The sequence below is a fragment of the Tessaracoccus lapidicaptus genome (genome assembly GCF_001693815.1).
Lineage (GTDB): Bacteria > Actinomycetota > Actinomycetes > Propionibacteriales > Propionibacteriaceae > Arachnia > Arachnia lapidicapta.
Genome location: NZ_MBQD01000027.1, coordinates 1 through 26181 on the forward strand (window position 1 = coordinate 1; position 26181 = coordinate 26181).

Annotated in this window: 25 protein-coding genes; 6 read left to right on the plus strand and 19 right to left on the minus strand. The window is 71.8% G+C overall.

Annotation, left to right across the window (positions count from 1 at the left end; translation table 11 throughout):
• Positions 1–227: hypothetical protein (locus BCR15_RS15160; RefSeq protein WP_218058965.1), on the plus strand; the 227-nt coding region annotated here is incomplete at its 5' end.
• Positions 228–748: 521 nt separating this feature from the next.
• A complete protein-coding gene (locus tag BCR15_RS13515; protein WP_078919605.1) occupies positions 749–1954 on the plus strand; it encodes a CapA family protein in 1206 nt (401 codons plus the stop codon).
• Here BCR15_RS13515 and tyrS read toward each other — a convergent pair.
• Genes tyrS through argC form a run of 7 tightly spaced genes read right to left on the minus strand, consistent with a single transcriptional unit; the run spans position 1951 to position 9498 of the window.
• Positions 1951–3204: a tyrosine--tRNA ligase gene (gene tyrS / locus BCR15_RS13520; RefSeq protein WP_068752859.1), complete on the minus strand. Its 1254-nt coding sequence runs from the start codon at positions 3202–3204 to the stop codon at positions 1951–1953. The genes BCR15_RS13515 and tyrS overlap by 4 nt on opposite strands.
• A 43-nt stretch (positions 3205–3247) precedes the next feature.
• Positions 3248–4660 carry an argininosuccinate lyase gene (gene argH / locus BCR15_RS13525; RefSeq protein WP_068752860.1) on the minus strand — a complete coding sequence of 471 codons (1413 nt, stop codon included), beginning with the start codon at positions 4658–4660 and terminating at the stop codon, positions 3248–3250.
• Positions 4650–5150: an arginine repressor gene (locus BCR15_RS13530; RefSeq protein WP_068752750.1), complete on the minus strand. Its 501-nt coding sequence runs from the start codon at positions 5148–5150 to the stop codon at positions 4650–4652. Before BCR15_RS13530 ends, argH begins: the two co-directional genes overlap by 11 nt.
• Entirely contained in the window at positions 5143–6315 is a 1173-nt protein-coding gene (locus BCR15_RS13535; RefSeq protein ID WP_068752751.1) for an acetylornithine transaminase, read from the minus strand. The genes BCR15_RS13530 and BCR15_RS13535 overlap by 8 nt, the downstream gene beginning before the upstream one ends.
• Positions 6312–7235, minus strand: a complete 924-nt coding sequence (argB, locus tag BCR15_RS13540; RefSeq protein WP_068752752.1) for an acetylglutamate kinase — start codon at positions 7233–7235, stop codon at positions 6312–6314. The genes BCR15_RS13535 and argB overlap by 4 nt, the downstream gene beginning before the upstream one ends.
• Before the next feature lie 29 nt (positions 7236–7264).
• Positions 7265–8428, minus strand: a complete 1164-nt coding sequence (gene argJ, locus BCR15_RS13545) for a bifunctional glutamate N-acetyltransferase/amino-acid acetyltransferase ArgJ (RefSeq protein ID WP_068752753.1) — start codon at positions 8426–8428, stop codon at positions 7265–7267.
• A gap of 38 nt (positions 8429–8466) precedes the next feature.
• Positions 8467–9498: an N-acetyl-gamma-glutamyl-phosphate reductase gene (gene argC / locus BCR15_RS13550; protein ID WP_068752754.1), complete on the minus strand. Its 1032-nt coding sequence runs from the start codon at positions 9496–9498 to the stop codon at positions 8467–8469.
• Positions 9499–10340: 842 nt separating this feature from the next.
• On the opposite strand from argC, the gene BCR15_RS13555 reads away from it, so the two are divergent.
• A complete protein-coding gene (locus BCR15_RS13555) occupies positions 10341–11789 on the plus strand; it encodes an HNH endonuclease signature motif containing protein (protein ID WP_068752755.1) in 1449 nt (482 codons plus the stop codon).
• A gap of 505 nt (positions 11790–12294) precedes the next feature.
• On the opposite strand, the gene BCR15_RS13560 is transcribed toward BCR15_RS13555, so the two are convergent.
• Entirely contained in the window at positions 12295–12501 is a 207-nt protein-coding gene (locus BCR15_RS13560; protein ID WP_068752756.1) for a hypothetical protein, read from the minus strand.
• A 70-nt stretch (positions 12502–12571) separates the two neighbouring features.
• Here BCR15_RS13560 and BCR15_RS13565 point away from each other — a divergent pair, with 70 nt between their 5' ends.
• Positions 12572–13474, plus strand: a complete 903-nt coding sequence (locus tag BCR15_RS13565) for a hypothetical protein (protein WP_068752757.1) — start codon at positions 12572–12574, stop codon at positions 13472–13474.
• 64 nt (positions 13475–13538) lie between these two features.
• Entirely contained in the window at positions 13539–15017 is a 1479-nt protein-coding gene (gene putP / locus BCR15_RS13570) for a sodium/proline symporter PutP (protein ID WP_068752758.1), read from the plus strand.
• On the opposite strand, the gene BCR15_RS13575 is transcribed toward putP, so the two are convergent.
• The 11 genes from BCR15_RS13575 to BCR15_RS13625 all read right to left on the minus strand — a co-directional run bounded on the left by BCR15_RS13575 (position 15007) and on the right by BCR15_RS13625 (position 25658).
• Positions 15007–16320: an MFS transporter gene (locus tag BCR15_RS13575; protein WP_197971683.1), complete on the minus strand. Its 1314-nt coding sequence runs from the start codon at positions 16318–16320 to the stop codon at positions 15007–15009. The two genes, putP and BCR15_RS13575, sit on opposite strands and share 11 nt — an antisense overlap.
• Before the next feature lie 9 nt (positions 16321–16329).
• Positions 16330–17403, minus strand: a complete 1074-nt coding sequence (locus tag BCR15_RS13580; RefSeq protein WP_068752759.1) for a cytochrome P450 — start codon at positions 17401–17403, stop codon at positions 16330–16332.
• Positions 17404–17451: 48 nt separating this feature from the next.
• Positions 17452–18003: a TetR family transcriptional regulator gene (locus BCR15_RS13585; RefSeq protein WP_068752760.1), complete on the minus strand. Its 552-nt coding sequence runs from the start codon at positions 18001–18003 to the stop codon at positions 17452–17454.
• Between the two features lie 22 nt (positions 18004–18025).
• Positions 18026–19102, minus strand: a complete 1077-nt coding sequence (locus BCR15_RS13590) for a GNAT family N-acetyltransferase (protein ID WP_068752761.1) — start codon at positions 19100–19102, stop codon at positions 18026–18028.
• A 53-nt stretch (positions 19103–19155) separates the two neighbouring features.
• Entirely contained in the window at positions 19156–21648 is a 2493-nt protein-coding gene (gene pheT / locus BCR15_RS13595; protein WP_068752762.1) for a phenylalanine--tRNA ligase subunit beta, read from the minus strand.
• Entirely contained in the window at positions 21645–22754 is a 1110-nt protein-coding gene (pheS, locus tag BCR15_RS13600; RefSeq protein WP_068752763.1) for a phenylalanine--tRNA ligase subunit alpha, read from the minus strand. The genes pheT and pheS overlap by 4 nt, the downstream gene beginning before the upstream one ends.
• A gap of 14 nt (positions 22755–22768) precedes the next feature.
• On the minus strand, positions 22769–23569 hold the full coding sequence (locus BCR15_RS13605) for a TrmH family RNA methyltransferase (RefSeq protein WP_068752764.1): 801 nt from the start codon (positions 23567–23569) through the stop codon (positions 22769–22771).
• An 11-nt stretch (positions 23570–23580) separates the two neighbouring features.
• The gene (rplT, locus tag BCR15_RS13610; protein ID WP_068752765.1) at positions 23581–23946 is read right to left on the minus strand and encodes a 50S ribosomal protein L20; all 366 of its coding nucleotides are present in this window, start codon (positions 23944–23946) and stop codon (positions 23581–23583) included.
• Between the two features lie 71 nt (positions 23947–24017).
• A complete protein-coding gene (gene rpmI / locus BCR15_RS13615; protein WP_068752766.1) occupies positions 24018–24224 on the minus strand; it encodes a 50S ribosomal protein L35 in 207 nt (68 codons plus the stop codon).
• 29 nt (positions 24225–24253) lie between these two features.
• Positions 24254–24973, minus strand: coding sequence for a translation initiation factor IF-3 (gene infC, locus BCR15_RS13620; protein ID WP_197971684.1), 720 nt, complete (start codon positions 24971–24973; stop codon positions 24254–24256).
• A 169-nt stretch (positions 24974–25142) separates the two neighbouring features.
• Positions 25143–25658, minus strand: coding sequence for an SseB family protein (locus BCR15_RS13625; RefSeq protein WP_078919608.1), 516 nt, complete (start codon positions 25656–25658; stop codon positions 25143–25145).
• 54 nt (positions 25659–25712) lie between these two features.
• Here BCR15_RS13625 and BCR15_RS13630 point away from each other — a divergent pair, with 54 nt between their 5' ends.
• Positions 25713–26177, plus strand: a complete 465-nt coding sequence (locus tag BCR15_RS13630) for a hypothetical protein (protein WP_068752767.1) — start codon at positions 25713–25715, stop codon at positions 26175–26177.
• Positions 26178–26181: the final 4 nt, after the last annotated feature.

Here is a 26181-nt window from a genome sequence, read left to right on the forward strand (position 1 = left end):
CAGGATCAAACTCTCCGTCGAAAAAACAAAAACCAACCACCACCAAAGGCAGCAGCCAGCCAAAAATGTTTCAATCAACAAAAACTTCAACCACTGACAAAGACCCAAAAACTGGATCAATCAATCAATCATCAAAGGAATCCCAAACCAACCCCCAAAAGAGGGCCAGCCACGGGAAAAACACAGACACAGCCACAAACAACCATGCCTGCAAAAATTGGCATTGACTTTTAAAGTACGCTGTTGAGTTCTCAAGTTTCGGTTGCTCACGCGCTTCCGACCTAGTGGTCATCCGCTCGAGGCGACTCGTCCAACCTTACTCTGTCGCGATCGGCCGGTCAAATCCGTGAGGATCAGTTCCGGGCTTCCCGAAGAGCTGCAGTTGCCACCTGACTAGGGGCTTTGCTGGTCGACACCGCCGTAGCGGCCTGGCCTACTCTACCGGGCGACTGCCTCCCCGTCAAATTCGGGGGACATCATCCGATCGCTGTTGAGTTGTTGGGACCGCCGAAGCGGCCTGGTTCACATTACCCGTCCCGGGGCCTCCGATCAACTCGGGCCGCGGCTCTCAGCCATCGGGGCCTTGAGCGGGTTCTTCTGAACGCACACTCGCCCCAACAAGAGGAGAAAAGGGATGTGGCTTCGGGTCCGTCCTTGCGTCCGGTGCACCGGCGAAGCGAGGTGAACACTACCCACACCGGCCCGCGGGGCGCAAATCGTCGCCGGGTCGCCGTCGTAGGCTGTGCCCATGAAAGCGTCCCCGGTGCTTCTGGCCCTACTGGCCGTCGTGTCGTGCGCCCCGGCACCGGGCCAACCCGCGGCGCCACCCGAGGACTCCGCCCCAACCGGGGTCGTCCAGTCGCCCACCCGTGCGGAGCAGTCACCCACCGCGGAGTCGCCGTCGCCGTCCCCCTCCCCCTCACCGTCGCGTGTCGCCACCATCAACGTGAGCGGCGATCTCCTGTGGCACAACAGCCTCTGGGACAGCGCCGCGCTGGACGCCAAGGCCACCGGCGCGGCGAAGTTCGACTTCGCCCCCCAGTTGGCAGCGCTGGGACCGTACGTGTCGGAGGCGGATCTCGGCATCTGTCACTCGGAAGTGCCGTTCGCGCCGCCGGCCGGGCCGTACAAGAACTACCCGATGTTCGCGGCACCCCAGGAGATCGCGCCCGCGCTGGCCGCCACGGGGTGGGACCTGTGCACCACGGCGTCGAACCACACGATGGACGCCGGCTGGGACGGCCTGGTGCGGACCATCGAGGTCCACCGGGCGGCGGGGATTCTGACGGCGGGCACCTACGCCACCGAGGAGGCGGCCCGGACCCCGGTGATCCACACCACCGACGAGGGGGTCCGGATCGCCGTCATCAGCCAGACGTACGGTCTCAACGGGCTCCCGAAGTCGAAGGGGCGGGAGTGGAGCGTCGAGCTGCTCGACGCGGACCTCGCGATCGCCCAGGCCCGCGCGGCCAAGGCCGCCGGGGCGGACATCGTCGCGGTGCACATGCACGCCGGCGATGAGTACTCCTCGGATGTCAACGCCCAGCAGCGCTCCTTCGCCGAGGCCGTCACCGCGTCCCCCGACGTCGACCTGGTCTTCGGACAACACGCCCACGTCGTGCAGCCCGTCGACAAGGTCAACGGCACCTGGGTGATCTACGGCCTCGGGAACCTCATCGCCGCCAGCGGCCCAGCGAAGCCGCGCACCTACGACGGCGTCATGGTCGACATCACGTTCACCGAGCAGTCCGACGGCGGGTTCGAGGCCACGGCCGCCGAGTTCGCCCCCACCTTCATCAGCAGCATGGCGGGGGGCCGCCCGGCACGCGTCCACCTCATCAGCGACGCGCTGGCCGCCGGGACGCCGCTGGAGGCGGAGATGAGGGCGTCGGCCGAGCGCACGCGCCGCACGCTCCTCTCGCTCGGCGTCGAAGGGCTGACTGAGCGCGCTTAGCCCGCGACGATCCCGCCGACGGTGCGGCGACCTCGCCGCAGCACCGCGAACCGCCCGTGGATCAGCCGATCGGGCGTGAGCACGAGGTCCGGGTCCGTGACCTTCTCGTTGTTCAGGTAGGCGCCACCCTCCGTGATCGCCCGCCGCGCGGCCCCCTTGGAGTCCACGACACCCGACAAGGCCATCGCATCGACGACCGTGAGCTGGTCCGTAACGGTCGGGGCCCCCACCTCCCGCAGCACACCGTCGAGGACCTCGGGGGCGAGCTCGTCGAGACGACCCCTGCCGAACAGCGCCGCCGCGGCCGCGACCGCGGCCTCGCGCTCCGCCGCGCCGTGCACGAGGTCCGTCACGTCGTCGGCCAGTGCACGCTGCGCGACGCGCAGATGCGGCGTCTCGGCCGTGGCCCGCTCGAGGTCCTCGATCTCCTCCCTGGACCTGAACGAGAACACCTTGAGGTAGTCGATGACCTTCGCGTCCTCGGCGTTGAGGAAGAACTGGTGGAAGGCGTACGGGGACGTGAGCGAGCCGTCGAGCCACACCGTCCCCGCCTCCGTCTTGCCGAACTTGGTGCCGTCGGCCTTCGTCAACAGCGGAGTGGCCATCGCGTGCACGCGGCCCTGATCACTGCGCCGGATCAGCTCGACGCCGGCCGTCAGGTTCCCCCACTGATCCGACCCACCGGTCTGGAGCGTCACGCCGTGCCGGCGGAACAGCTCACGGAAGTCCATCGACTGGAGGAGGACGTAGGAGAACTCGGTGTAGGAGATGCCGCTCTCGAGGCGCCTGGCCACGACGTCACGGGCCAGCATCCGGTTCACCGGGAAGTGCTTGCCGACGTCGCGGAGGAAGTCGAGGACCGACATCTCGGCGGTCCAGTCGTAGTTGTTGACCATCGTCGCCGCGTTGGGCCCGTCGAACGACACGAACCGCTCGACCTGGCCGCGGATGCGCTCGACCCAGCCGGCCACGGTCTCGACGGAGTTCATGATCCGCTCGCCCGACTCCTTCGGGTCGCCGATGAGCCCGGTGGCGCCTCCGACCAGCATGTAGGGCTGGTGGCCGGCGTCCTGCAGACGCTTGGCGAGCAGCAGCTGGACCAGGTTGCCGGTGTGCACGCTCTGCGCGGTCGGGTCGAACCCCACATAGAACTTCACCGGGCCCGCGTCCAGGTGCGCGGCCAGCGCGTCCGGATCGGTCGAGTGGGCGATCAGCCCACGCCAACGGAGGTCGTCGAGGAGTGCGTTCACGCGGGTCAGCATAGCCGCCGACGTCGCGACGCCTCCGCTCGCGTCAGCCGCGGGCGAAGGCACCCAGCTGCCGCTGGGCCGCGCGCAGTTCGGCGGCCTGCTCCCGCACGCGGACCGGGGCGGTCCCCCCTCGCCCATCGCGGGCCGCCACGGACCCCTCGACGGTGAGGACCTCCAGCACGCCGGCGTCCAGGTGGGGCGAGATGCGCGGGAGGTCCTCGGCCGTCAGATCCTGCAACGTGATGCCCCGCTCCTCGCAGTAGCGCACCGTCTCGCCCGCCACCTCGTGGGCGACGGCGAAGGGCACCCGGGTGCGGACCAGATGGTCGGCCACGTCGGTCGCCAGCGAGAACCCACGCGGTGCCACCTGCGCCATGCGCTCGGGGTGGAAGGTCAGGGTGCCGACCATCCCCGCGACGGCGGGCAGCAGGACGTGCAGCTGGTCGATGCCGTCGAAGATCGGCTCCTTGTCCTCCTGCAGGTCACGGTTGTAGGCGAGCGGGAGCCCCTTGAGGGTGGCCAGCAGGCCCGCCAGGTTGCCGATGAGCCGCCCTGCCTTGCCGCGGGCCAGCTCGGCCACGTCGGGGTTCTTCTTCTGCGGCATGATCGAGCTGCCGGTCGACCAGGCGTCGTCGAGCGTCGCGAACCCGAACTCCGCCGTGCACCAGAGGATGACGTCCTCGGCGAGGCGCGAGAGGTCGACGCCGATCTGGGCCAGCACGTAGGCCGCCTCGGCGATGAGATCCCGGGCGGCGGTGCCGTCGATCGAGTTGGGCACCGACATGTCGAACCCGAGCTCCCGCGCCACGAGCTGCGGATCGAGGCCCAGGGAGGTCCCGGCGAGGGCGGCGGAACCGTAGGGGCTGAGCGCCAGGCGCCGGTCGAGGTCGCGGAGGCGCTCGATGTCGCGCACCAACGGCCAGGCGTGGGCCAACAGGTGGTGGCTGAGCAGGATGGGCTGAGCGGACTGCAGATGGGTACGCCCCGGCATCACGACGCCCACATGCCGCTCGGCCTGACCGGCGAGCGCGTCGATGACGCCGTCGACGTCCTGGGCGATCAGCCGGATCTCCTCCCGCAGGTAGCTGCGGATGAGGGTCGCGATCTGGTCGTTGCGGGACCGGCCCGCCCGGAGCCGTCCGCCGAGTTCGGGGCCGACGACCTCCTTGAGCCCGCGCTCCAGCGCTCCGTGGACGTCCTCATCCGAGTCGGCGGCGACAAACTCCCCCGCGCTGACGCGCCGCGCGAGCTCCGCGAGGCCCTCGTCCATGGCTGCGGCCTGCTCGTCGTCCAGCAGGCCAGCCGCTCGCAGCGCCTTGGCGTGCGCCCGCGAGCCGGCGATGTCGTGCAGCGCCAGGCGCCAGTCGAACTGCGTGGACTTGCTGAGCGCGAACATCGCCTCGCTCGGGCCGCCGGCGAACCGGCCGCCCCACAGTCGTCCCTGGTCAGTGCTCATCGCGCCGTCCTCCACCTGGTCGTCCACTCTTGGTCATCTCCGAGATCCGCGCCACCACCGCCTCGGCCGAAGCCTCGTCGACGGCGATCACCAGGATCGTGTCGTCGCCCGCGATCGTACCCATCACGCCGGCGAGCGCGGCGGCGTCCAGGCTCGCGGCGAGGTACTGCGCCGCGCCCGGCGGGACCCGGATGACGATCTGGTTGCCCGCCGAGCGCAGCGACTGCAGCATCTCCGCGCAGAGCCGCGCCAGTTTGTCCATGACGGCCCCGCGATCCTCGTCCGAACCCGCCGCGTACACCAGGGACCCGTCGCCCGTGCGCTGGCGGATCGCCCCCAGCGCAAGCAGGTCCTTCGACAGCGTGGGCTGCGACACGGTGATGCCCTCCGCGGCGAGCGCCTCGATGAGGTCCGCCTGCGACGCGAACCGCGCCGTCGACAGCAGCTGGCGCAGCGTGGCGAGCCGCCCGGCGCGCGTGACGTCAGACATGAGCCGAGAGCAGGCCCGGCAGCGCCTCGACGAAGGGCGCCAGGTCGGCCGGGACGGCGATCAGCGGCGGCGCCAGCCGCAACACGGCCGGGCGCGGGGCGTTGACCACGAAGCCGGCGTCCAGCGCCGCGTCGGCGACGGCCGGCGCGACCTCGCGGTCCAGGGTCACCCCGAGCAGCATGCCCCGCCCCCGCACGCCCGTGATCACAGGGTGCCCGAGGTCGCGGACCGCGGCGGCCAGCCAGGCGCCGGTGGCCCGTGCGTTGTCCAAGACCCCGTCCTCCAGGGCGTCGAGCACCGCGTTGCCGGCGGCCGCCGCCACCGGGTTACCGCCGAAGGTCGTGCCGTGCTGGCCCGGCTGCAACAGGTCGAGCGCGGGTCCGGAGGCCAGGCACGCGCCGACGGGGAATCCGTTCCCCAGGCCCTTGGCCAGCGTGACGAGGTCCGCGACCACGCCGTCGGCCCGGTGCGCCAGGTATTCGCCGCAGCGGCCGAGGCCCGTCTGCACCTCGTCGATCCACAGCAGGGCGCCGGCGGAGCGGGTGATGTCGCGGGCGGCCGCCAGGAAGCCGTCGGGCGCGGGCACGACACCGTTCTCCCCCTGGATCGTCTCGACGACGACCGCGGCGGTCCGGTCGTCGACGGCACCGCGAAGGGCGTCGACGTCTCCGAAGGGCACGAACTCGACGTCGCCGGGCAGCGGTTCGAACGGCTCGCGGTACTTGGGATTGTGCGTGATGGCCAGGGCGCCCATGGTCCGCCCGTGGAACGACCCCTCCATCGCCACGATGCGGGTGCGCCCCGTGAGTCGGGTCAGCTTGAACGCGGCCTCGTTGGCCTCGGTGCCCGAGTTGGTGAAGAACACCCGGCTCCGCTCGGCGCCCGTGACCGCGGCCAGCCGCTCGGCGAGCCGGATCTGGCCCTCGGACGCGAAGAAATTCGACACATGCCCGAGCCGGCCGAGCTGGGCCGCGACCGCGGCGGTCACCCCGGCATGGTTGTGGCCCAGGGCGTTGACCGCCAGGCCGGACAGGAGGTCGAGGTAGCGGTTGCCGTCGGCGTCGTAGAGGTGGACGCCCTCACCGCGCTCGAAGACCCGCTTCGGGGCGCCGAAGGCGTTCATCATGACGGCGGAGTACCGCGACGTCAGGTCCGTCTGGTTCATCCGTGCATTCCTCTCGCGGGCAGGGCCGGGGAGTCGGTAACCATGGTCCCCACGCCTTCGTCGGTGAAGATCTCCAGCAGCAGGCAGTGCGGAACCCGCCCGTCGATGACGGTCGCCGACGTCACGCCGCCCTCCACCGCGCGGACGCACGCCTCCATCTTCGGGATCATGCCGGCGTCCAGGCTCGGTAGCATCGCCCGCACCTCCGCGGTGCTGATCTGGGTGATGACCGACTCCTCGTCGGGATAGTTCGCGTACACGCCGGCCACGTTGGTGAGCATGACCAGCCGCTTGGCGCCCAGCGCGACCGCCAGGGCCGCGGCGGCGGTGTCGCCGTTGACGTTGTGCACCTGGCCGTCGCGGTCAGGGGCGACGGTGGCGACGACCGGGATGCGGCCGGCGTCGATGAGGTCGAGGATCGCCGCAGGGTCGACGGAACGCACGTCGCCCACCAGGCCCAGATCGATCTCCTCGTCGTCGATGATGAGCCCGCGCCGCTTGGCGGTGAACAGCCCGCCGTCCTCGCCCGACATGCCGACGGCGAACGGCCCATGCTGGTTGATGAGGTTCACCAGCTCCCGGCCGACCTGCCCCACCAGCACCATGCGGACGACGTCCATGGCCTCCGGCGTGGTGACGCGCAGCCCGCCGCGGAACTCGGACGCGATGTCGAGGCGGCCCAGCATCGCGGAGATCTGCGGGCCCCCACCGTGCACCACCACCGGCTTCACGCCGACGCGCCGCAGGAACACGATGTCCTCGGCGAAGGCGCGCTTGAGCGCATCGTCGGTCATGGCGTTGCCGCCGTACTTGATCACGACGGTCTGGCCGGCGTACTCGGCGAGCCACGGCAACGCCTCGATGAGGGTGGCGGCCTTGGCGATGAGCTCCGGCTGCTGCTGGGTGCGGGTCCTGGTCATCTCGGTTCCTGGGGTCTGCGGGGTGCGGGTCACGTCGAGTACTCGGCGTTCTCCTTGACGTAGTCATACGTGAGGTCGTTGGTGAGGATGGTCGCGGAGGCGTCGCCGGCATGCAGGTCGACGCGGACGTGGACGTCGCGGTGGCGGAGATCCACCAGTGCGCGGTCGTCGCCGATCTGGCCGCCGCGGCAGACCATGACGCCGTTGAAGGACACGTCGAGGTCGTCCGGGTCGAACGCGGCATCGGTGACGCCGATCGCCGCCAGCACGCGGCCCCAGTTCGGGTCGCCGCCGAAGATGGCGCACTTGAAGAGGTTGGAGCGCGCGATCTCGCGACCCACGGTCTCCGCGTCGCGCTCGTCGGCCGCCCCGACCACCTCGATGGCGATCTCGTGCGCGGCGCCCTCGGCGTCGGCGATCAGCTGCCGCGCCAGGTCGGCGCAGACCTCGGTGAGGGCCGCTGCGAATTCCTGCTCGTCCGGGGCGACGCCCGAGGCCCCGCTCGCCATGAGCAGGACGGTGTCGTTGGTCGACATGCAGCCGTCCGAGTCCGCCCGGTCGAAGGTGACGCGGGTGGCCTCGCGCAGGCACCGGTCCAGCGTGGCCGCGTCGAGGTCGGCGTCGGTGGTGACGACGACCAGCATGGTGGCGAGTCCGGGCGCGAGCATGCCTGCCCCCTTCGCCATCCCCCCGACGGACCACCCGCCGCGAGTGACGCCGGCCTGCTTCGGGACCGTGTCGGTGGTCATGATCGCCTGGGCCGCGGCCGATCCGCCGTCCGGGGACAGCCGCGCACACGCCTCCGCGACACCGGGCAGCAGCCGGTCCATGGGCAGCCGCAGCCCGATCAGGCCGGTCGAGCACACCGCGACGTTGTCGGTGATGAGCCCCAGCTCGGCCGCGACGCGCGACGCGGTGGCCGCGGAGTCCGCGAACCCCGCCGCGCCCGTGCACGCGTTGGCTCCCCCGGAGTTCAGCACGACGGCCTGCACCTGGCCGTCGGCGACGGCCTGGCGCGACCACTTCACCGGCGCGGCGAACACCCGGTTGGTGGTGAAGACGGCGGCCGCCGCCATGCGGGGGCCCAGGTTCTGGACGACGGCGACGTCGGGCCGCCCGCTCGGCTTCAGGCCGGCGGTGACGCCCGACGCGGCGAAGCCGCGGGCGAGGGTGACTCCTGTGGTTTCGGTCATGGGCGCAAGCTTTCCAGTCGAGGGCTCGGTCGTGGGAGTCACGGCGCGACTCCCACCGCGGACAGGCCGGTGGTTTCCGGTAGTCCCAGTGCCAGGTTCATCGACTGCACCGCGCCGCCCGCGGTGCCCTTGGCGAGGTTGTCGATCGCCGAGATCGCGATGAGGCGACCGGCGGTCTCGTCGACAGTCACCTGGATCGAGACCCGGTTGGAGCCCACGACCGCCGCGGTCTGGGGCCATACCCCGTCAGGGAGGACCTCCACGAACGGCTCGCCGGCGTAGGCCTCGCGGTAGGCGGCGGCGGCCGACGCCGCCGTCACGCCCGGGGCGATCGGGGCCGAGCAGGTGGCGAGGATCCCCCGCGACATGGGCGCCAGCAGCGGCGTGAAGGACACGCCGACGGGGGCGTCGGTGACGGTCGAGAGGTTCTGCACGATCTCGGGCGTGTGCCGGTGCACGCCCCCGACGCCGTAGGGCGACATGTTGCCCATGACCTCCGAGCCGAGGAGGTGGGGCTTGAGCGACTTCCCCGCGCCGGAGGTGCCGCTGGCCGCGACGACGACCAGCTGCGAGGCGTCGACCAGGCCCGCGGCCACCGCCGGCAGCAGCGCCAGCGTGACCGCCGTCGGGTAGCAGCCCGGCACCGCGATCCGGCGCGCGCCGCGCAGGGCGTCGCGCTGACCGGGCAGCTCGGGCAGGCCGTAGGGCCACGTCCCCGCGTGCGGGGAGCCGTAGAAACGTTCCCAGGCCTCCGGGTCGGTGAGCCGGAAGTCCGCCCCCGCGTCGATGATGACGGCGGCGTCGCCCAACTGCTCCGCGATCGCCGCCGAGGAGCCGTGCGGCAGTGCGAGGAATACGACGTCGTGACCGGCCAGGACCTCCGCGGTCGTGGGTTGCACGATGCGGTCCGCCAGCGGGGCCAGGTGCGGCTGATGCGCGCCGAGGCGGTCGCCGACACTCGAGTTCCCGGTGACGGCGCCGATGCGGACCTCGGGATGCTGCAGCAGAATGCGGAGGAGCTCGCCACCGGCGTACCCGGTACAGCCCGCCACCGCGACAGATATCGTCATGCCGGGAGTATTCCACATCTCCGATACTTATGCCATTCGAGGATTCATGATCGGCCGAGAAGCCGACGCCAGCCATTCGCTGGGGTCGCGATCCTGCCTCGTTGGCTGAGGTCGTGCCCGACGGCGGAGCCGTCCGGGCGAGTCTCGAAGCCGACGCCGCAGGCGTCGATCCACCCGACCCCAGCACGAATAGCAGCCCCCCTCGGGCCCGGCTCCGGCATGGGGCCTCGAGGGCGGAGTTCGACGGCGTGTCGTGCTGGGGGTTGACTCGTTCGCTGAGGTCGCGCCCGACGGCGGAGCCGTCCGGGCGAGTCTCGAAGCCGACGCCTTCCCGTTCGCTGAGGTCGCGCCCGACGGCGGAGCCGTCCGGGCGAGTCTCGAAGCCGACGCCGAAGGCGTCGATCCACCCGACCCCAGCACGAATAGCAGCCCCACTCGGACCCGGCGCCGGTCCAGGGCACTGAGGGTGGAGTTCGACGGCGTGTCGTGCTGGGGGTTGACTCGTTCGCCGAGGTCGCGCCCACTCGTTCGCTGAGGTCGCGCCCGACGGCGGAGCCGTCCGGGCGAGTCTCGAAGCCGACGCCGAAGGCGTCGATCCACCCGACCCCAGCACGAATAGCAGCCCCACTCGGACCCGAGGCCGGTCCAGGGCACTGAGGGTGGAGTTCGACGGCGTGTCGTGCTGGGGGGCTCGCTCGCTGAGGTCGTGCCAGTCTCGTTCGCTGAGGTCCCGCCCGACGGCGGAGCCGTCCGGGCGAGTCTCGAAGCCGACGCCGCAGGCGTCGATCCGTGACCGAACCGCCGATCAGAAATTGTCATTGCCTCCCGCAATAATAGGTCACATGAGCGACTTACGGGATCTCGGGCAGCGATACTTCGCCGCGCTCTGGGACGCCGTCGGCACGCTCGACCGGGACGCGGCCAGGACTGTCGACCGGCTGGGCGGGCTGGTCGCCGCGGTCACCGAAGCCGAAGCCCAGCTCGCCGGTCTACGCCTCCACCTCATGCACGAGGCAAAGCTCGCCGCCGCGGAGGCCGTGATCGACGGGGTGCGGCAGTCGGTGCGCACCACCCCCGCCCAAGCCACCGCATCGTTGCGGCTCGCGCAGGACCTGTGCGACCGCTTCCCGCTGATCGGCGCCGCGCTCAACGACGGCTCGATCTCGCTGGCGCAGGCCGACGCCATCGTCACCGGTCTGCGGAAACTGCCCGCCCGGCTGACCCGGGCGGAACTGACCCGCTGCGAGCAGGAGATCCTGCAGCACGTCGACACCCTCGGCCCGCCTGAGCTGCGGGTCCTCGCGGCGCGGCTGGTGGAAGTGATCGACCCAGACGCATCGGACGCGGATGACGCGAAGCGCCTGGCTCGGGAGGAAGCGGCGGCGCATCGGGGCAGGTTCCTGCGGCTGGCGCCGGACTATCACGGCTCGATGCGCATCACCGGACAACTGCCGGTTGCGGATGCTGCGTTGTTGACCGCGCAGTTGGATGCGTTGATGCCGGACGCCTCCACCTACACCTCCGCCGGCGAAGCCCCGTCTCGGGACGCGCGTCGCGCGGATGCGTTGGTCCTGCTGACCGAGAAGGCCGCCAACACCGGAGCGCTGCCCAGGCATGGTGGGGACAGGCCGCAGGTGCACGTCACCCTCGACCTCGACACCCTCACCATCGGCCTCGGCAAGGCCGGCTTGATCGGGGTCGATGACGTCAACGGCCTGTCGCCCGGGGAGGTCCGTCGCTTGGCGTGTGACGCCGCCATCATCCCCGTCGTGCTGGGCGGACCATCCCGGCTGCTGGATGTCGGCCGGACCTACCGCACCTTCACTCCCGGCCTGCGTGCTGCTTTGCTGCAGCGCGACGGTGGGTGCGCGTTCCCCGGCTGCACAGCCACCCCCGCGTGTTGCGAGGCGCATCACATCGTGCCCTGGTGGCAGGGCGGCGACACCAGGCTAGGAAACGGGGTACTCCTCTGCCCCCACCACCACCGCCTGGTGGAACCCGACCCGTTGCAGTCCAAGCAATCACAATGGCGTGTCGATCTGGATCCGGTGACCGGGCTGCCGTGGTTCACCCCACCCCGACACATCGACCCCGCCCGACGACCACGGCAACACCGCCGCTTCCGACTCCAACAGATCCGCGCCGGGGCACCACCCTGCCCAGACGACGACCCGCCAGACACCGGCCCACCGGAAGTCGACCCGCCCGAGACGGAGGTGTCAGCCGCCGACCGGCCCGACCTGGACGACCTCATCCGCCGCTCCGCCCACATCTGGGGCGACGGCACCTGACCTGCGCCCCGGGGGATCGACGCCTACGGCGTCGGCTTCGAGACTCGCCCGGACGGCTCCGCCGTCGGGGCGCGACCTCAGCGAACGGACAGGCACGACCGCAGCGAGCGGGGTTGGGGGCGGCGTCGGCTTCGAGACTCGCCCGGACGGCTCCGCCGTCGGGCGCGACCTCAGCGAACGAGGTCGGCACGACCTCAGCGAACGGGTGGCGCGACCTCAGCGTCGGTGGGGAATCCCGCGAGGGGGTGGGACTGTGGGGCGGCTGCGCGCAGGGACGCCCAACCCGAGGATCACCAAACTGGCGTCCCGCCTAGACAGACCCGACCCCCGGGCCGCCCCACCGGCACGCCCCCGAACCCGCCCACGCCACCGTCGGAACCAGTGGGGGGAGACGGGAGTCGACGCTCGGGCGGCCTCAACTACCCGACCCCAGCGACGCACTCGGCCGAACACAACACCGGACAAGAAGGGCCGCCCGGGCGACGGGTCACGGCTCCCCGCACCTTCAGTGGATGGGCCTTGGGAGATCGACGCCTGCGGCGTCGGCTTCGAGACTCGCCCGGACGGCTCCGCCGTCGGGCGCGACCTCAGCGAACGGGGTGCCGTCGGCTTCGAGACTCGCCCGGACGGCTCCGCCGTCGGCCGCGACCTCAGCGAACGATGCCGGCGCGACCGGCGAGCCCGGCGCCACCGCAGCGACTGTGAACGCCATCTCACTCCGCGATGAGCTGTCCGCAGACGCGGCTAGCCTGGATTTCCGCACAGACCCGTCTGGAGGCCCAGTGACCAACGCCGCCCGCACACTGCTCTCGACCCTCCTGCTCACGGCCGCGGTGGCCGTCGCGCTGGTCGGCTCGGGGGCACAGTGGCTGGACCGGCTCGCGCACACCTCCGGCCCGCTCACGGAGATCATGGCCCCGCTCGCGGGCGATGGTCAGGTCCGCGACGCCGTCGCCGCGACGTTGACGGAGGGTGTCGCGGCGGACCTCCCCGACGTCGTCGGCGGCCTGCCCGGTGCCCAGGCCCGGATCGAGCAGCTGATCGCGTCCGCCGTCGACGACGCCATGGACGACCCCGACGTGGCCGATGCCTGGGCGAGGTCTGTCGACCTCTCCCGCATCGACCTGGTCACCGACCTCGCGGCCTTCCGTGCCTCGGGCGGCGACGCCCCGACGCTGTGGCTGCACGTGGGGCCCTTCGTGGACCTCGGGCGGACCCGCCTGATGGAGTCGACGCCCGCGGCGCTGAGCGGCATCGTCGCGGGGCTCGAGTGGCAGACCGACCCACGCATCGCGCTGGGGCGGCCGGATCCCCAGCAGGCTGCGTGGGCCGCCGACGCGCTGGACGTCGTCAGCGGGTGGGTGTGGTTCTACGTCGCCGCGATCGCGCTCGCGCTGCTCGGCCTGGCCGTGGGGCCGCGCCGAGGCCGGTGGGTCGCCTTGACCGTCGCGGCCGCGCTCGGCGTCGTGGCCCTCTCCCTGGCCCGCCGGGTCGCCGTCGACGTGGCGGCACCTCAGGGGACCGGCCTGGTGACAGCCGTTCAGGGGCAGCTCACCGCCGGGGCCGTCGACTCGCTCCTGCGCTGGTCGGATCCCGTCCAGGTCGTCGGATGGGTCCTCGTCACGGTGGGGCTCGTCGGCATCGCACTGGCGCCCGGCCGGCGTCCGCCGTCCGTTAACTCGTAGCCCCTCGGCGGACGGCCGGGCGAGGCGGTAGGTTGACCGCCGTTCCCGCCACTCGAGGAGAGTCATGTCCGACGTCACCTACCAAGGCATCGCGATGGTCGTGTACTTCGTCGCGATGATCGCCATCGGCATCTGGGCCTACTACCGCACCAGCGACCTGAGCGACTACATGCTGGCCGGCCGCAAGCTCGGCCCGGTCGCGGCCGCGCTGTCCGCGGGTGCCTCCGACATGTCCGGCTGGCTCCTCATGGGCCTGCCCGGCGCTCTCTACGCGGCAGGGATGGTCGAGTTCTGGATCGCGATCGGCCTCACCGTCGGCGCCTGGCTGAACTGGAAGTACGTCGCACCGCGCCTGAGGACCTACACGCAGGTGGCCGGGGACGCCATCACGATCCCCAGCTTCTTCGGTAACCGGCTCCGCGACACCACGCAGACGCTGCGCGTGACCGCGGGGATCATCATCCTGGTGTTCTTCACCTTCTACGTCTCGAGCGGCATGGTGGCCGGCGGCAAGTTCTTCAACGCGTCGTTCGGCATGGACTACCGCCTGGGCATGGTGCTCGTGGCCGGCATCGTCGTCGTCTACACGCTCGTGGGCGGCTTCCTCGCCGTCTCCTACACCGACATGGTGCAGGGCCTCATGATGGTCTCGGCGCTGATCGCCGTGCCCGTCGTGGGCATGCTGCACGTCGGCGGCCCGGTGGCGCTGTATGAGACCGTCGTCGGCCTGGACGCGCACGCCTTCGCGCTGTGGGGCGCCACCACGACGATCATGGGCGTGGTGTCGTCGGTGGCCTGGGGGCTCGGCTACTTCGGGCAGCCGCACATCATCGTGCGGTTCATGGCGTTGCGGACGCCGGGCGAGGCCGTGGCCGGCCGCCGCATCGGCATCGGGTGGATGATCCTCAGCTGCCTGGGGGCCGCGGGCACGGCGCTGGTCGGCATCGCCGTCTACCAGCGCGACGGCGGCCGGCTCGCCGACCCGGAGACCGTGTTCATCGCCCTCGGCCAACTGCTGTTCCATCCCCTCATCGCGGGGTTCATGCTCGCGGCCATCCTGGCCGCCATCATGTCGACGATCTCGTCGCAGCTGCTCGTCACCGCGTCCGCGCTGGTGGAGGACCTGTACCACGGGCTCGTCCGGCGTCCGCTCAGCGAGCGCAGCGGCGTGCTGCTGGGCAGGGCCGCGGTGCTGCTGGTCTCGGTCGTCGCGGCCGCGATGGCGTGGAACCAGAACGACACCATCCTGGCGCTGGTCGCGTTCGCGTGGGCCGGGTTCGGCGCGGCGTTCGGACCGACGGTGCTGCTCAGCCTCTACTGGCGCCGGCTGACGGCCTGGGGCGCGCTGGCGGGCATGGTCGTGGGCGCGGTCACGGTCGCGGTGTGGGGCACGCTCGAGGGCGGCCTGTTCGACGTCTACGAGATCCTGCCCGGCTTCGTGCTCAACCTCATCGTCGCCGTGGCGGTGTCGCGGGTCACCACCCGCCCCGACGCCGAGATCGACGCCGAGTTCGACGAGCAGGTCCGGCTGCTCACTGCCTGACGGCGAAGGGGCCGCGCGGCGGCCGGGGCGTCAGCCGGGGCATGACCCGGACCGCGCACCCGGCCGCTGCCCAGCACAGCCCGCCCACGAGCGCCCCGGCGACCGTCAAGGGCCACGCGAGCGTGACGAGGGCGACCAGGCCCGGCGCCATGAGGAGCCCGGCCCCGTTGATCGTGGTCCACCGGGCGAGGTGTCGCGTGCGGTCCCGCTCCGGAGACAGGTCGATGCCGAGCGTCATGACGATTCCGGCCCCGAAGCCGTTGCCCAACGCGACGAGGGCCGCCGACGCCACGAGCACCAGCAACGCCGTCGACGGCGCACTCCCCACGGTTGCGGTGAGGATCGCCAGCAGCACGTATCCGGCGCCCGAGAGCAGGAGACACGGCACCAGCACGGCGGTGCGGCCGTAGCGGTCCATGAGGCTGCCGGCGGGCACGAACATCGCGATCTCCACCACGGCGGCGACGGCGAACACCATCGAGATCTGCGCGGCGTTCAGCCCGAGCGAGGCGCCCAGCAACGGGAGGATGAGCGGCCGGGCCACCCGCGACATCGCCAGCGGCACCGTGACCATCCCCGCGAGCAGCATCCCGCGTCCGGCCGTGAGCTCCGGCGCTTGCGGCGACAGCGCCGGAGCCAGCCGCCCCGTCGCCTGCCGCACGGTCGGGCGCACCGCGCCCCGGTCCTGCGGGAGCATGGAAGTCGCCACCAGCACGGTCGCGACCGCCATCGCGGCCGCGTCGAGTCCGAGCACCCATCCCTCGTGCCCCAGGGCGATGACCCCTGCGCCCGCCAGGGGACCCAAGACCTGTCCGATGCGCATCATGCCCCCGAAGGTGCTCATCCCCCGGGCACGCAGCCGGGGCGGGAGGACGCCGCCGAGATAGGCCTGGCGGCCGATGACCCACACCTCCCGGGCCAGCGAGGACACCACCAGCGACGCGACGAAGGCCGCCCGGTGCCAGGCGGCCGGCCCGTCGTCGTAGGCCGCGCCCACCACCGCGAGCGCCCCCAGCTGGGTGAGCGTCACCAGGACGCCGGTGGCGATCATGGCGCGGCGCTCCCCCACCACCGTCATCATGGCGCCCAACGGGATGGGGCCGAGGACTCCCGCGATGCCCGCCACCATCGTGATGGCCGCGGCGGCCGGGACCGTGAACCCGAGATCGAGCGCGATGAGCGGGATCACCGGCAGGGACGCCGTCATGCCGATCGCCTGTGCCAGGGTCGGCGCGTAGACGGGCGCGACGAGCGACCCCAGGACGCGGCGGAGGTCGGCGTCGGGGGCGCGGTCAGGCGACACGCGGACCCATCATGTGAGGATCACCGGTGCACTGGCCCAGCCGCCCAGTGGACGGACGGCCCGCTCCCCCCGGCTCTCCGGGTCGAGGGCGAGGTCGGTGGTGCGGTCCAGGACCTCCTCGAGCAGGATCCGCAACTCGAGAGTCGCGAGCGGCCGGCCCGGACACACGTGCGGGCCGGCGCCGTAGACGAGGTTGGCGTGCGCGTGCGTCTCGGGCGCGTACCGGTCGGGGTCCGGGAACACCGCGGGGTCGCGGTTGGCGTCGGTCCACTCGACGGTGAGCCGGCTGCCGGCGGTGACGGGGCAGCCGCCCACGACGGTGTCCGCCGTCGCCACGCGCCGGTTGCTGAGGAACGGGTCGTCGCGCCGCAGCAGCTCGTCGATCGCGGCGTCGAGACGGGCCGGGTCACCGCGGCGGGCCCGCGCGTCCGCCTCGATCGCCGGGTCCGCGGCGAGCTGGTGCAGGATCACCCCCACGCACAGCGCGAGCGACCCCAGATCGCCCCCGGTCCAGTTCCGCAGCACCGAGACGATCTCCTCGCGGCTGAGATGACGCCCGTCGACGGTTTCGCGCAGGAGTTCGTCGGTGACGTCGCGGGGCTGTGTCGCAGGGTCCGCCAGTCGAGGCTCCACGACGCGACCGATGATCTCGTCGAACCTCTGGGCCACCTCGGTGGTGCGGGCGAGCTCTCCGGACCTCGTCGCCTCGGCGTTGTCGGCCACCCACCGCACCAGGTCCTCCTCCAGTTCCGCCGGCCACCCGAGCCAGGCCAGCATCGCCTCGACGGCGTAGCGAACTCCGAGACCCGAGACGGCGTCGACGGCGCGCCCCCGCGGCAGCTCCGCGACGAGGCGGGCCGCGATCCGCCGGCAGGGGCCCGCGAGCGTCGCCATGCGGTCGGGGGCGAAGTACGGGTCGAGGACGGCGCGGAACGCGGCGTGCTCCTCGCCGTCGAGGGTATTGGGCACCTGGAGGAACCGCGACACGTCGCTGGAGAAGGTCTGGGGATCGCGGACCACCCGCAGGACCTCCGCGTGACCGGTCACCCGGACTGTGCCGTCCTCGTCGATCGTAGCTGCCATACGACCCACGGTAGCGGGCGGCGGGCCACAGCCGGTGGCCGTCCCGGCTCAGGCGGCGGCGGTGGTCATCCCGCGCACGACCAGGCCCACGCCCCACGCGAAGTCCCGGTCGGCGGCCGTCGGCTCAGGTGCCGGCGTCAGCCCCAGCGCCGCCATCTGGGCGGCGGTCTGCTCCTGCGTCACGTGCCCCAGCACGAAGTGGAGCAGGGCCGCCATCGTCGCCGACGGCTCGGCGATGCCCCCCACCGCCAGCCGCTCGCGGCCGTCCGCGCACGGGTCGACCGCACCCAGGCCGAGGGCGCGGGTGGAGGCGACGAGTTCGGCGGCGTCTCGGTGGGCCAGGAGGGCGCGCCGCAGCGTATGCGCCCAGGCCGTGACCCAGTCCTCGAGCGAGGGATGGTCGCCCGGTCCCAGGGCATCGGCCAGGATCTCGTCGGCGACGGCGGCCAGCAGCGACTGCTTGTTGGGCACGTGGTAGTAGAGGGCGCCCGCCTGCACCCCCAGTGCGTCCGCGACGCGCCGCATGGACACGTCCGCCAGCCCGTAGCGGTCGAGGATGTCCAGGCCTGCCCCGACGATCGCCGCCCGCGTCAGCGCCATGCGTGCCCCACGCACAGCCCGGTCATGGCGTCTCCAGGCGATGCTCGAACCAGCCACATGCCGCGACGGGGCGGTAGCCCAGGCGCCGGTTGATGGCCAGCATCCACCGGTTCTCCGAGGCGTTGCCGGTGATGAGCCGGCGCACGTCAGGCCACGCCTCCGGCACCGCGGCATGGTTCGCAGTCTTGGTGAGCAGTCCCAGCCCGTGGCCCCGGTGGGCCTGGACGACGAGCGTCTCCCACTGGTCCGCGACGGGGCGGCCCTGCTCGTGCACGAGTCTGGTGAAGGCGACCAGGCGTCCGGTGGGGTCGTGGCGGGCCGCGGTGAACAACAGGTCACGCCCGCCGGCCAGGAAGCTCTCGTCGGCGCTGCGTACGCGCTCCGGGTCGACGACCGACGGCTCTGCGTCCGCGTCACCCATGGGCACGTCGGTGCTCATCGCCACCTGCAGCTCGGCCATATCGGATCGCCACTCGGCCGGGGTGACGCCCCGCCACTGCACGAGCGAGTACTCCTCCGGGACCACCGCACGGGCCTCCGCCACGTCGCGGTCGAGGTCCGCCTGGGCCGGCAGATCCAGGCCCGAGAGGGTTTCGACCTGCACCAGGCGATAGCCCAGGCCCAGGAGGAACGCCGCGGGCTCGCCGTCGGGGTCGATCACGCCGTCGCCCTCCACCCCGCTGAGCCGCCGAGGGCCGGTGGGCTCCAGCGGCTCCCACGTGAACGCCTCGAACGTCCGCCGGCCCCCGCGGCGCGCCTCGTCGAGCATGGCTGCGTGCAGGGACGTCCCGACGCCGGCGTGGCGGAACGCGGGGTCCACGACGATGCTCATGCCGGCCCGGTGCAGGTTGTCGCGCTGCGGCAGTTCGAGCGTCCCGACGCCGACCACCCGTCCGTCGTCGGTGCGCGCGGCGTAGCGGACGTGCTGGAAGTAGGAGGGGCGGCTCCCTTCGGACCAGCGTGCGAGCGGGCCGTCGGCGAGGTCCTCGTCTCCGAACATGTCGACGACGACGCCACGCCACAGCGCCGCCTCGGCCTCGACGAGCGCGAACCCGGGATCCGAGGGCGATGCCGGGTGCTCGTGGCGCGTGATGTTCACGGACCCGAGCCTACCCAGCCGCGAGGCACCTGATGGACGTGCCGGAGCGGTGCTCAGGCGCGCTGCTCGGCCCCGAACCTGTCGACCGCGACGGCCACCGCCGCTTGGCGGGCCTGGGCCGCCTCGGCGTCGGTGAGGGTGCGGTCGCCGCGGAACCGCAGCGCGAACGCCAGGGACTTGCGGCCCTCGCCGATCTGGTCGCCGGTGTAGACGTCGAACAGGGCGATGCTCTCCAGCAGCTCCCCGGCTCCCTCGACGAGCGCGGCCTCGACCTCGGCCGCGGGCACGTCGCGGTCCACGATCAGCGCCACGTCCTCCTTGGCGAGCGGGAACGGCGACAGCGTCCCGATCGCGCCGCTCCGGTTCGCCATCGACAGCAGCGCGCCGAGGTCGAACTCGACCGCCGCCGTCCGCTCGGGCACGCGCAGCGTGCGCACCACCTCGGGGTGCAGCTCGCCGGCGTGCCCGATCACGACACCGTCGACGGCCAGTTCGGCGCAGCGCCCCGGGTGCCACGGCGCCCGGCTGACGGCGCGCCGGGTCACGCGGCGACCCACGGCCGCGGCGGCCGTCTCCGCGAACGCGACGACGTGCGTCCAGTCCGCCTTGACCGCCGGCCCAGACCATCCCGCGGCCGTCCAGTTCCCGGTCACCACGGCCGCGACGAGGTGCGGCTGATCCGGGATGGCCGCCTCGATCTCGGCCAGCAGCGCGTCGTCCGGGCGCGCATGCACCGCGGGGCGCGGGGCGACCCGCTGCTCCCCGTCGGCGAGGAAGGTGCGGCCCTGTTCGAAGATCGCCAGGTCCGTCAGGCTGCGCGACGTGTTCCGGGCCACGGCGGCCAGGAGCCCGGGCAGCAGCGTGGTGCGCAGGTAGGGGTGTGTCTCCGCGAGAGGGTTGGCGAGCCGGATTAGCCGGCGGCGCGGGTCGTCAGCCGGGATGCCGAGCTGATCGAGTTCCTCCTGCCCAGCGAACGGCAGGGTGAGGATCTCGGTGAAGCCCAAGGCGGCGACGGCGCGCAGGACCGCGCGGCGGTCCCGGATCACGGGGTCGAGTCCGCCGCCCCCGGGCGGCACCGGCAGCCGGAGCCCGATCCGGTCGTAGCCGATGTGGCTGCCGACCTCCTCGACGATGTCGTAGGGGTCGACGAGGTCCACCCGCCAGCTCGGGATGTCCAGCGTCAGCGAGTCGCCGAGCGCCGTGACGCCCACGCCGGCCGCGGTGAGCAGGCGCACGGCCTCCTCCTGGTCGACCCGGGTGCCGAGGACAGCGCCGATCAGCCCCGCGCGCAGCGAGATCCGGTGCGCCGCCGGGGCGCCGCCGACGACGGTCTCCGCCGTGACGGCTCCCCCACCGTGCTCGGCCAGCAGCGCCGCGGCGCGGTGCGCCGCCGCATAGGGAAGTTGCGGGTCGACGCCACGCTCGAACCGCTTGGACGCCTCGGACGGCAGGCCGTGCCGCCGGAACGTCCGCGACACGGTCGCGGAGTCGAAATGCGCCGCCTCCAGGACGATGGTGGTGGTCGTGGCCGACACCTCTGTCGTCTCGCCACCCATGACGCCCGCCAGGCCGATCGGGCCGGAGTCGTCGGTGATGAGGAGGTCGTCGGCGTCCAGCCGGCGGTCCTGGCCGTCGAGGGTCCGCAGCTGCTCCCCCTCCTGGGCCAGGCGCACCCGGATCGGGCCGCGAAGCCGGGCGCCGTCGTAGGCGTGCAGCGGCTGCCCCGACTCGAGCATCACGTAGTTGGTCACATCGACGGCGAGCGAGATGGAGCGCACGCCCGACGCGCGCAGGCGGTCCGCCATCCACCGCGGGGTGGGCGCGGAGGGGTCGATGCCGTCGATGGTCAGGGCCACGAACGAGCGGCAGCGGTCCCCGTCGATCTGGACTGGGTAGCCGTCCGTGTGCGGCTCCGGCAGCGGCTGGCGGTAGGGATCCGAGTAGGACACGCCCGCCGCGATCGCCGCCTCGCGGGCGAGTCCGCGCAGCGAGAGGCAGTAGCTGAGGTCCGGCGTCACGTCGATGTCGAGCACCTCGTCGGAGCTCCACAACACCTCGACGGCGTCGGCGCCGGGCTGGGCGGTGCCGGCGGGCAGCACGATGATGCCGTCGTGGTCGTCACCGAGCCCGAGTTCGCGCTCCGAGCAGATCATGCCGTCGGAGACGTGGCCATAGGTCTTGCGGGCGGCGATCTCGAAGTCGCCCGGGAGGACCACCCCCGGCAGCGCCACGACGACGAGGTCACCCTCGGCGAAGTTGTGGGCGCCGCAGACGATGCCCCGGCTGGCCGGGTACTCATCGGTCGCGTCGTCGTTGTGGTCGCCGACGTCCACCCGGCAGTACCGGATGGTCTTGCCGTTCTTCTGCGGCTCGTCGGCGAAGGTCAGGACGCGACCGACCGTGAGGGGCCCGGTCACGGGCGACCCGGTGGACTCGACGTGCTCGACGGTCAGGCCGACGCGCGTGAAGCGGTCGGCCAGGACGCCGGTGGTGACGTCGGGCGGCAGCGTGACGAGGTCGCGCAGCCAGGACACGGGTGCCTTCATCGGGCTCCTCCCAGGATCGAGCGGCTGAATCGGATGTCGCCTTCGACGAAATCACGCAGGTCGGGGGCGCCGGTACGGAACATGACCGTGCGGTCCACTCCCATGCCGAACGCGAATCCGGAGTAGACGTCCGGGTCGATGCCGCAGGCCTGGAGCACCCGCGGGTTGACGACGCCGCAGCCGCCCCATTCGATCCAGCCCTCGGACCGGCAGGTGCGGCACGGGCGGTCCGGGTTGCCGACAGACTCCCCGTGACACACGAAGCACTGGAGGTCGACCTCCGCGCTCGGCTCAGTGAACGGGAAGTAGTGCGGCCGCATGCGGGTCTCGACGTCGCCGAACATGGCCCGCGCGAGGTGATCGAGCGTGCCGCGCAGGTCCGCCATCGAGATGCCCTTGTCGACGACCAGGCCCTCGAGCTGGTGGAACACCGGCAGGTGGGTGGCGTCGTACTCGTCCGCGCGGAACACCTTGCCGGGGCTGATGACGTACAGCGGCACCCCGCGCTCGAGGAGGGCCCGCACCTGGACGGGCGAGGTCTGGGTGCGCAGCAGTGTGCCGGCCGACGGCGGGTCCACCCACAGCGTGTCCTGCAGGGCCCGGGCGGGATGGTCCGGGGCCAGGTTGAGCGCGTCGAAGTTGTACCACTCGGCCTCGAGCTCGGGGCCGTCGGCCACCTGCCATCCCATGGCGACGAAGACGTCGATCATCTCGTCGATGAGCGTGGTCACGGGGTGCAGGGCCCCCTGCGGGGCGAGGTGCACCGGAAGGGTGACGTCGACCCGGTCGGCCACCAGGGCCTCCTCGAGTTCGGCCGCGGCCAGCTCCTCCTGGCGCTGCGCGATAGCGCGCGCCACGGTCCCGCGGGCCTGGCCGATCCGCTGCCCGGCCTCCTTCCGCGCCTGCGGCGGCAGCGCCCCGATCTCGCGGTTGGCGAGGGCCAGCGGCGAGGTGTCGCCGGCGTGGTCGTGCCGGGCCGCCTTCAGCTCTGCCGTCGTCGCCGCCTGGGCGATCGCGGCCAGCGCGGCCTCGACGGCCGCGTCGACGGCGGTGGGATCAAGTGCGGCGACCTGCTTGGGGTCGAAGTTGTCATTGGGCCCGGACACTGTCGGGACCTCCTTCACAGGTTTCGGCGTTGGGCGGAGGCGGTGGCGTAGAGGCACACGGCTGCCGCGCTCGACAGGTTGAGGCTCTCCGCCTGGCCCCACATTGGCACGGCGACGACCTCGTCGGCCAACCGTGCGTCCTCCGCGGGCAGACCCCATGCCTCGTTGCCCATGATCCACGCGATGGGGCCGTTGAGCTCGCCCGCAGCGGCCTTGAGGTCGAGGGGGGCACCCTCGCCGTCGGCGGCCAGCACACGCATGCCCATCGCCTTGACGCGCGCCACGGCCTCGGCGAGCGGCACACCGGTGAGGATCGGCATGTGGAAGAGGCTGCCCACGGTGGAGCGGACGGTCTTCGGGTTGTAGATCTCGACGCTGCCCGCGGTGAGGATGACCGCGTCGGCGCCGAAGGCGTCGGCGCAGCGGATGACGGTGCCCGCGTTCCCCGGGTCGCGGACCTGCGCGCAGATCACGACGAGGCGGGCGCCGTCGAGGGCCTCCCACCCGAATGCGAGCTGTCGGCAGACCGCGAGGATGCCCTGCGGCGTGACGGTGTCGCTGAGCTGGCGCATCTGGTGCTCGTCGGCCTGCCACACGGGCACCGAGACACCGGCCAACAGGTCGGCGTGCTTGGCGGGGTCGTCGACGATGACCTGCTCGACGATGTCGGCGCCGGCGAGCGCCTCCCGCACCGCCTGGCGGCCCTCGACGAGGAACTGGCGGGTCACGTCGCGCCCGCGGCGTTGGGTGAGACGACGAACCGAACGCAGCACCGAGGCGGGCAGGCCGGGTGCGGCGTCCGGTTCAGTCGTCACGGGGACGAACCTCAGGCTGCGGCGGGCTGGTTGTCCTTGGCGACAGCGACCAGGGCGTTGAACGCGGCGGTGTCGTTGACGGCCAGCTCGGCCAGGATCTTGCGGTCCACCTCGACACCAGCGGTCTTGAGGCCGTTGATGAAGCGGTTGTACGTCATGCCCTCGGCGCGGACAGCGGCGTTGATGCGCTGGATCCACAGGCTGCGGAAGTCGCCCTTCTTGGCGCGACGGTCGCGGTACGCGTAGGTGGCGGAGTGGAGCATCTGCTCCTTCGCCTTGCGGTACAGCCGCGAGCGCTGGCCGCGGTAGCCGGAGGCGAGTTCGAGGACTTCACGGCGCTTCTTCAGCGCGTTCACAGAACGCTTCACGCGTGCCATGGGGTTCTCCTTGGATGTGGGGGTGGTTCAGGGGATGGATCGCCGCGGCGCACCGGGCGGGGTGGCTCGACTCAGCGGCCCTTGTGCTTGCCCAGGAGCTTGCGCACCTTCTTGGCGTCCGGAGCGCTGACCGACTCCGGGGTCGACAGGCGGCGCAGCCGCGTCGAGGGCTTGTGGGCGTTGAGGTGGCCGAGGTTGGCCTGGCGACGCAGGAGCTTCCCGGTCCCCGTCGTCTTGAACCGCTTCTTCGCGCCGGAGTGCGACTTCATCTTCGGCATATCGGGCTCGCTTTCTCTCTTGTTCGACCTCAGAGGTCGATGTCTGGATCCATGTTGTCGGCGGGACCGCGCTTCTTCTTCGCGGCCGCAGCCTGGGCGGCCTGGGCGCGGAGCTCTGCCTCGAGGCGGCGCTCCTCATCCAGGGCGTGCTGGCGCTCCGCCATCCGGCGGTCGCGATCGGCCGCGTGCTCGGCCCGGGCCTCGGTCTTCTTCTTGGTGGGCCCGAGCACCATGAGCATGTTGCGGCCGTCCTGCTTGGGGGCCGACTCGACGTAGCCGAACTCGGCCACGTCCTCCGCGAGACGCTTGAGCAGTTCCATGCCCAGCTCGGGGCGGGACTGCTCGCGGCCACGGAACATGATGGTGATCTTGACCTTGTCGCCGGCCTTGAGGAACCGGACGACGTGGCCCTTCTTCGTCTCGTAGTCGTGGTTGTCGATCTTGAGCCGGAGCTTCATCTCCTTGGTGCTCACGTTCGACTGGTTGCGCCGCGCGTCGCGTTCCTTCTGCGCGGCCTCGAACTTGAACTTCCCGTAGTCCATCAGCTTGGCGACCGGCGGCCGAGCCATCGGCGCCACTTCGACAAGATCCAGATCGTTCTCCGCCGCCAGACGCAAGGCGTCCTCGACGCGCACGATGCCTACCTGCTCGCCGTTGGGGCCGACGAGCCGGACTTCGGGTACTCGGATGCGATCGTTGATCCGCGGTTCAGTGCTGATGGGTCCTCCAGGGTGAGATGGTGTGCGCACCGACGCGCAAAAGGCCTCCGCGCAGGCGGAGGCCACGACACCCTGAAGGGCACGGTAGACCCGGCCCGGGCGACCCGGCCACCGATGGCGGCTCAGGTGGGAGGTGACTCCACTTGTGCGGACGGCAGAAGCCGTCGGATAACTCGCAGGAGTCTACGCCCCGGCCGCCTCAAACTCCAATCGTCGGGTCGTCGGCCCGCGCCCAGCCGAAGCGGCCGTCGTCGAACTCGACGAGGGAGTGCCCGTCGGCGAGCATCGCGACGACGTCCTCCCCGACCACGAAGGGGATGGGTCCCGCGGGGTCGATCAGCAGCCGGTGCGCACCCGCGGGCTCGACGGTGGCGCTCAATTCGTCCAGCAGGCACGGCACCGGCCTCGCGTCCGCGCGCCACGCGCGCAGGGAGTCGTAGCCGGTGAAGGCCACCAGATACGTCTGATCACCGTCGTTAAGGGTCACGGCCGCCAGCTCGGCGTGACGGTCGGGGTCAGGATGGTCGGTCTCGTCCCCGCTGGCCACCACCGGCAGCAGCAGCCGCGAGCTGCACAGCGCGACGACGGCGCGCAGGTATGCGAGCGTGTCCCCGTCGGAGCGCGCGATGGCGGCGCGCACGATCGGGTCCGGGGCGCCGTCGTCCCCGGCGAATCGCGAGTTCGGCTGGGCGAGCGAGCGCAGTTCCTGAGCCATGACGGTGAGCCTATCGCCCGGGCCCGCGTCGGGGCCGTGTGCCAGACTGGGCCCATGCCCACGACGCTGCTGCTCACCATCGGCCTGACCATCGTCATCCTGGCGGTCGCGGCTGGCCTGACCGCCCGGGCCCATCGCACCCGGCCGGCCCTCGTCGGGCTCGGGCTCGCGGCGGTGGTGGTGGGCCTGTACCTCACGGGCCTCACGCAGCTGGCCGCGGACCAGACCCTCGCGGTCGTCGACTGGTTCCAGCGCACGCCGTGGACGGTCCTCACCTCGTGGGGGGTCGGACTGCTCGGCGGCGGCGCGCTGCTGGTGCTGATCGGCGCCTTCCTTTCCACGGGGCAGCGGCGTCCCGCGGCGAAGGCCGCGCAGCCGGCCGCGCCGGCGTCGTCGCCGCGGCCTCAGGTCCAGGGCGGCCAGCCCTCTCAGCAGCCGAAGCCGCAGAAGGCACCCAAGGGATTGGACCCCGAGGACGCCGAGATCGAGGAGCTGCTGCGCAAGCGCGGCATCATGTGACCGT

Bases quoted from the DNA above. Each gene is read 5' to 3' on its own strand.
- BCR15_RS13515 (WP_078919605.1), top strand. From the start codon at position 749: ATGAAAGCGTCCCCGGTGCTTCTGGCCCTACTGGCCGTCGTGTCGTGC.
- argH (WP_068752860.1), bottom strand. From the start codon at position 4,660: ATGAGCACTGACCAGGGACGACTGTGGGGCGGCCGGTTCGCCGGCGGC.
- BCR15_RS13530 (WP_068752750.1), bottom strand. From the start codon at position 5,150: ATGTCTGACGTCACGCGCGCCGGGCGGCTCGCCACGCTGCGCCAGCTG.
- BCR15_RS13535 (WP_068752751.1), bottom strand. From the start codon at position 6,315: ATGAACCAGACGGACCTGACGTCGCGGTACTCCGCCGTCATGATGAAC.
- argB (WP_068752752.1), bottom strand. From the start codon at position 7,235: ATGACCAGGACCCGCACCCAGCAGCAGCCGGAGCTCATCGCCAAGGCC.
- argJ (WP_068752753.1), bottom strand. From the start codon at position 8,428: ATGACCGAAACCACAGGAGTCACCCTCGCCCGCGGCTTCGCCGCGTCG.
- argC (WP_068752754.1), bottom strand. From the start codon at position 9,498: ATGACGATATCTGTCGCGGTGGCGGGCTGTACCGGGTACGCCGGTGGC.
- BCR15_RS13555 (WP_068752755.1), top strand. From the start codon at position 10,341: ATGAGCGACTTACGGGATCTCGGGCAGCGATACTTCGCCGCGCTCTGG.
- BCR15_RS13560 (WP_068752756.1), bottom strand. From the start codon at position 12,501: ATGGCGTTCACAGTCGCTGCGGTGGCGCCGGGCTCGCCGGTCGCGCCG.
- putP (WP_068752758.1), top strand. From the start codon at position 13,539: ATGTCCGACGTCACCTACCAAGGCATCGCGATGGTCGTGTACTTCGTC.
- BCR15_RS13580 (WP_068752759.1), bottom strand. From the start codon at position 17,403: ATGGCAGCTACGATCGACGAGGACGGCACAGTCCGGGTGACCGGTCAC.
- BCR15_RS13585 (WP_068752760.1), bottom strand. From the start codon at position 18,003: ATGGCGCTGACGCGGGCGGCGATCGTCGGGGCAGGCCTGGACATCCTC.
- pheT (WP_068752762.1), bottom strand. From the start codon at position 21,648: ATGAAGGCACCCGTGTCCTGGCTGCGCGACCTCGTCACGCTGCCGCCC.
- rplT (WP_068752765.1), bottom strand. From the start codon at position 23,946: ATGGCACGCGTGAAGCGTTCTGTGAACGCGCTGAAGAAGCGCCGTGAA.
- rpmI (WP_068752766.1), bottom strand. From the start codon at position 24,224: ATGCCGAAGATGAAGTCGCACTCCGGCGCGAAGAAGCGGTTCAAGACG.
- BCR15_RS13625 (WP_078919608.1), bottom strand. From the start codon at position 25,658: ATGGCTCAGGAACTGCGCTCGCTCGCCCAGCCGAACTCGCGATTCGCC.
- BCR15_RS13630 (WP_068752767.1), top strand. From the start codon at position 25,713: ATGCCCACGACGCTGCTGCTCACCATCGGCCTGACCATCGTCATCCTG.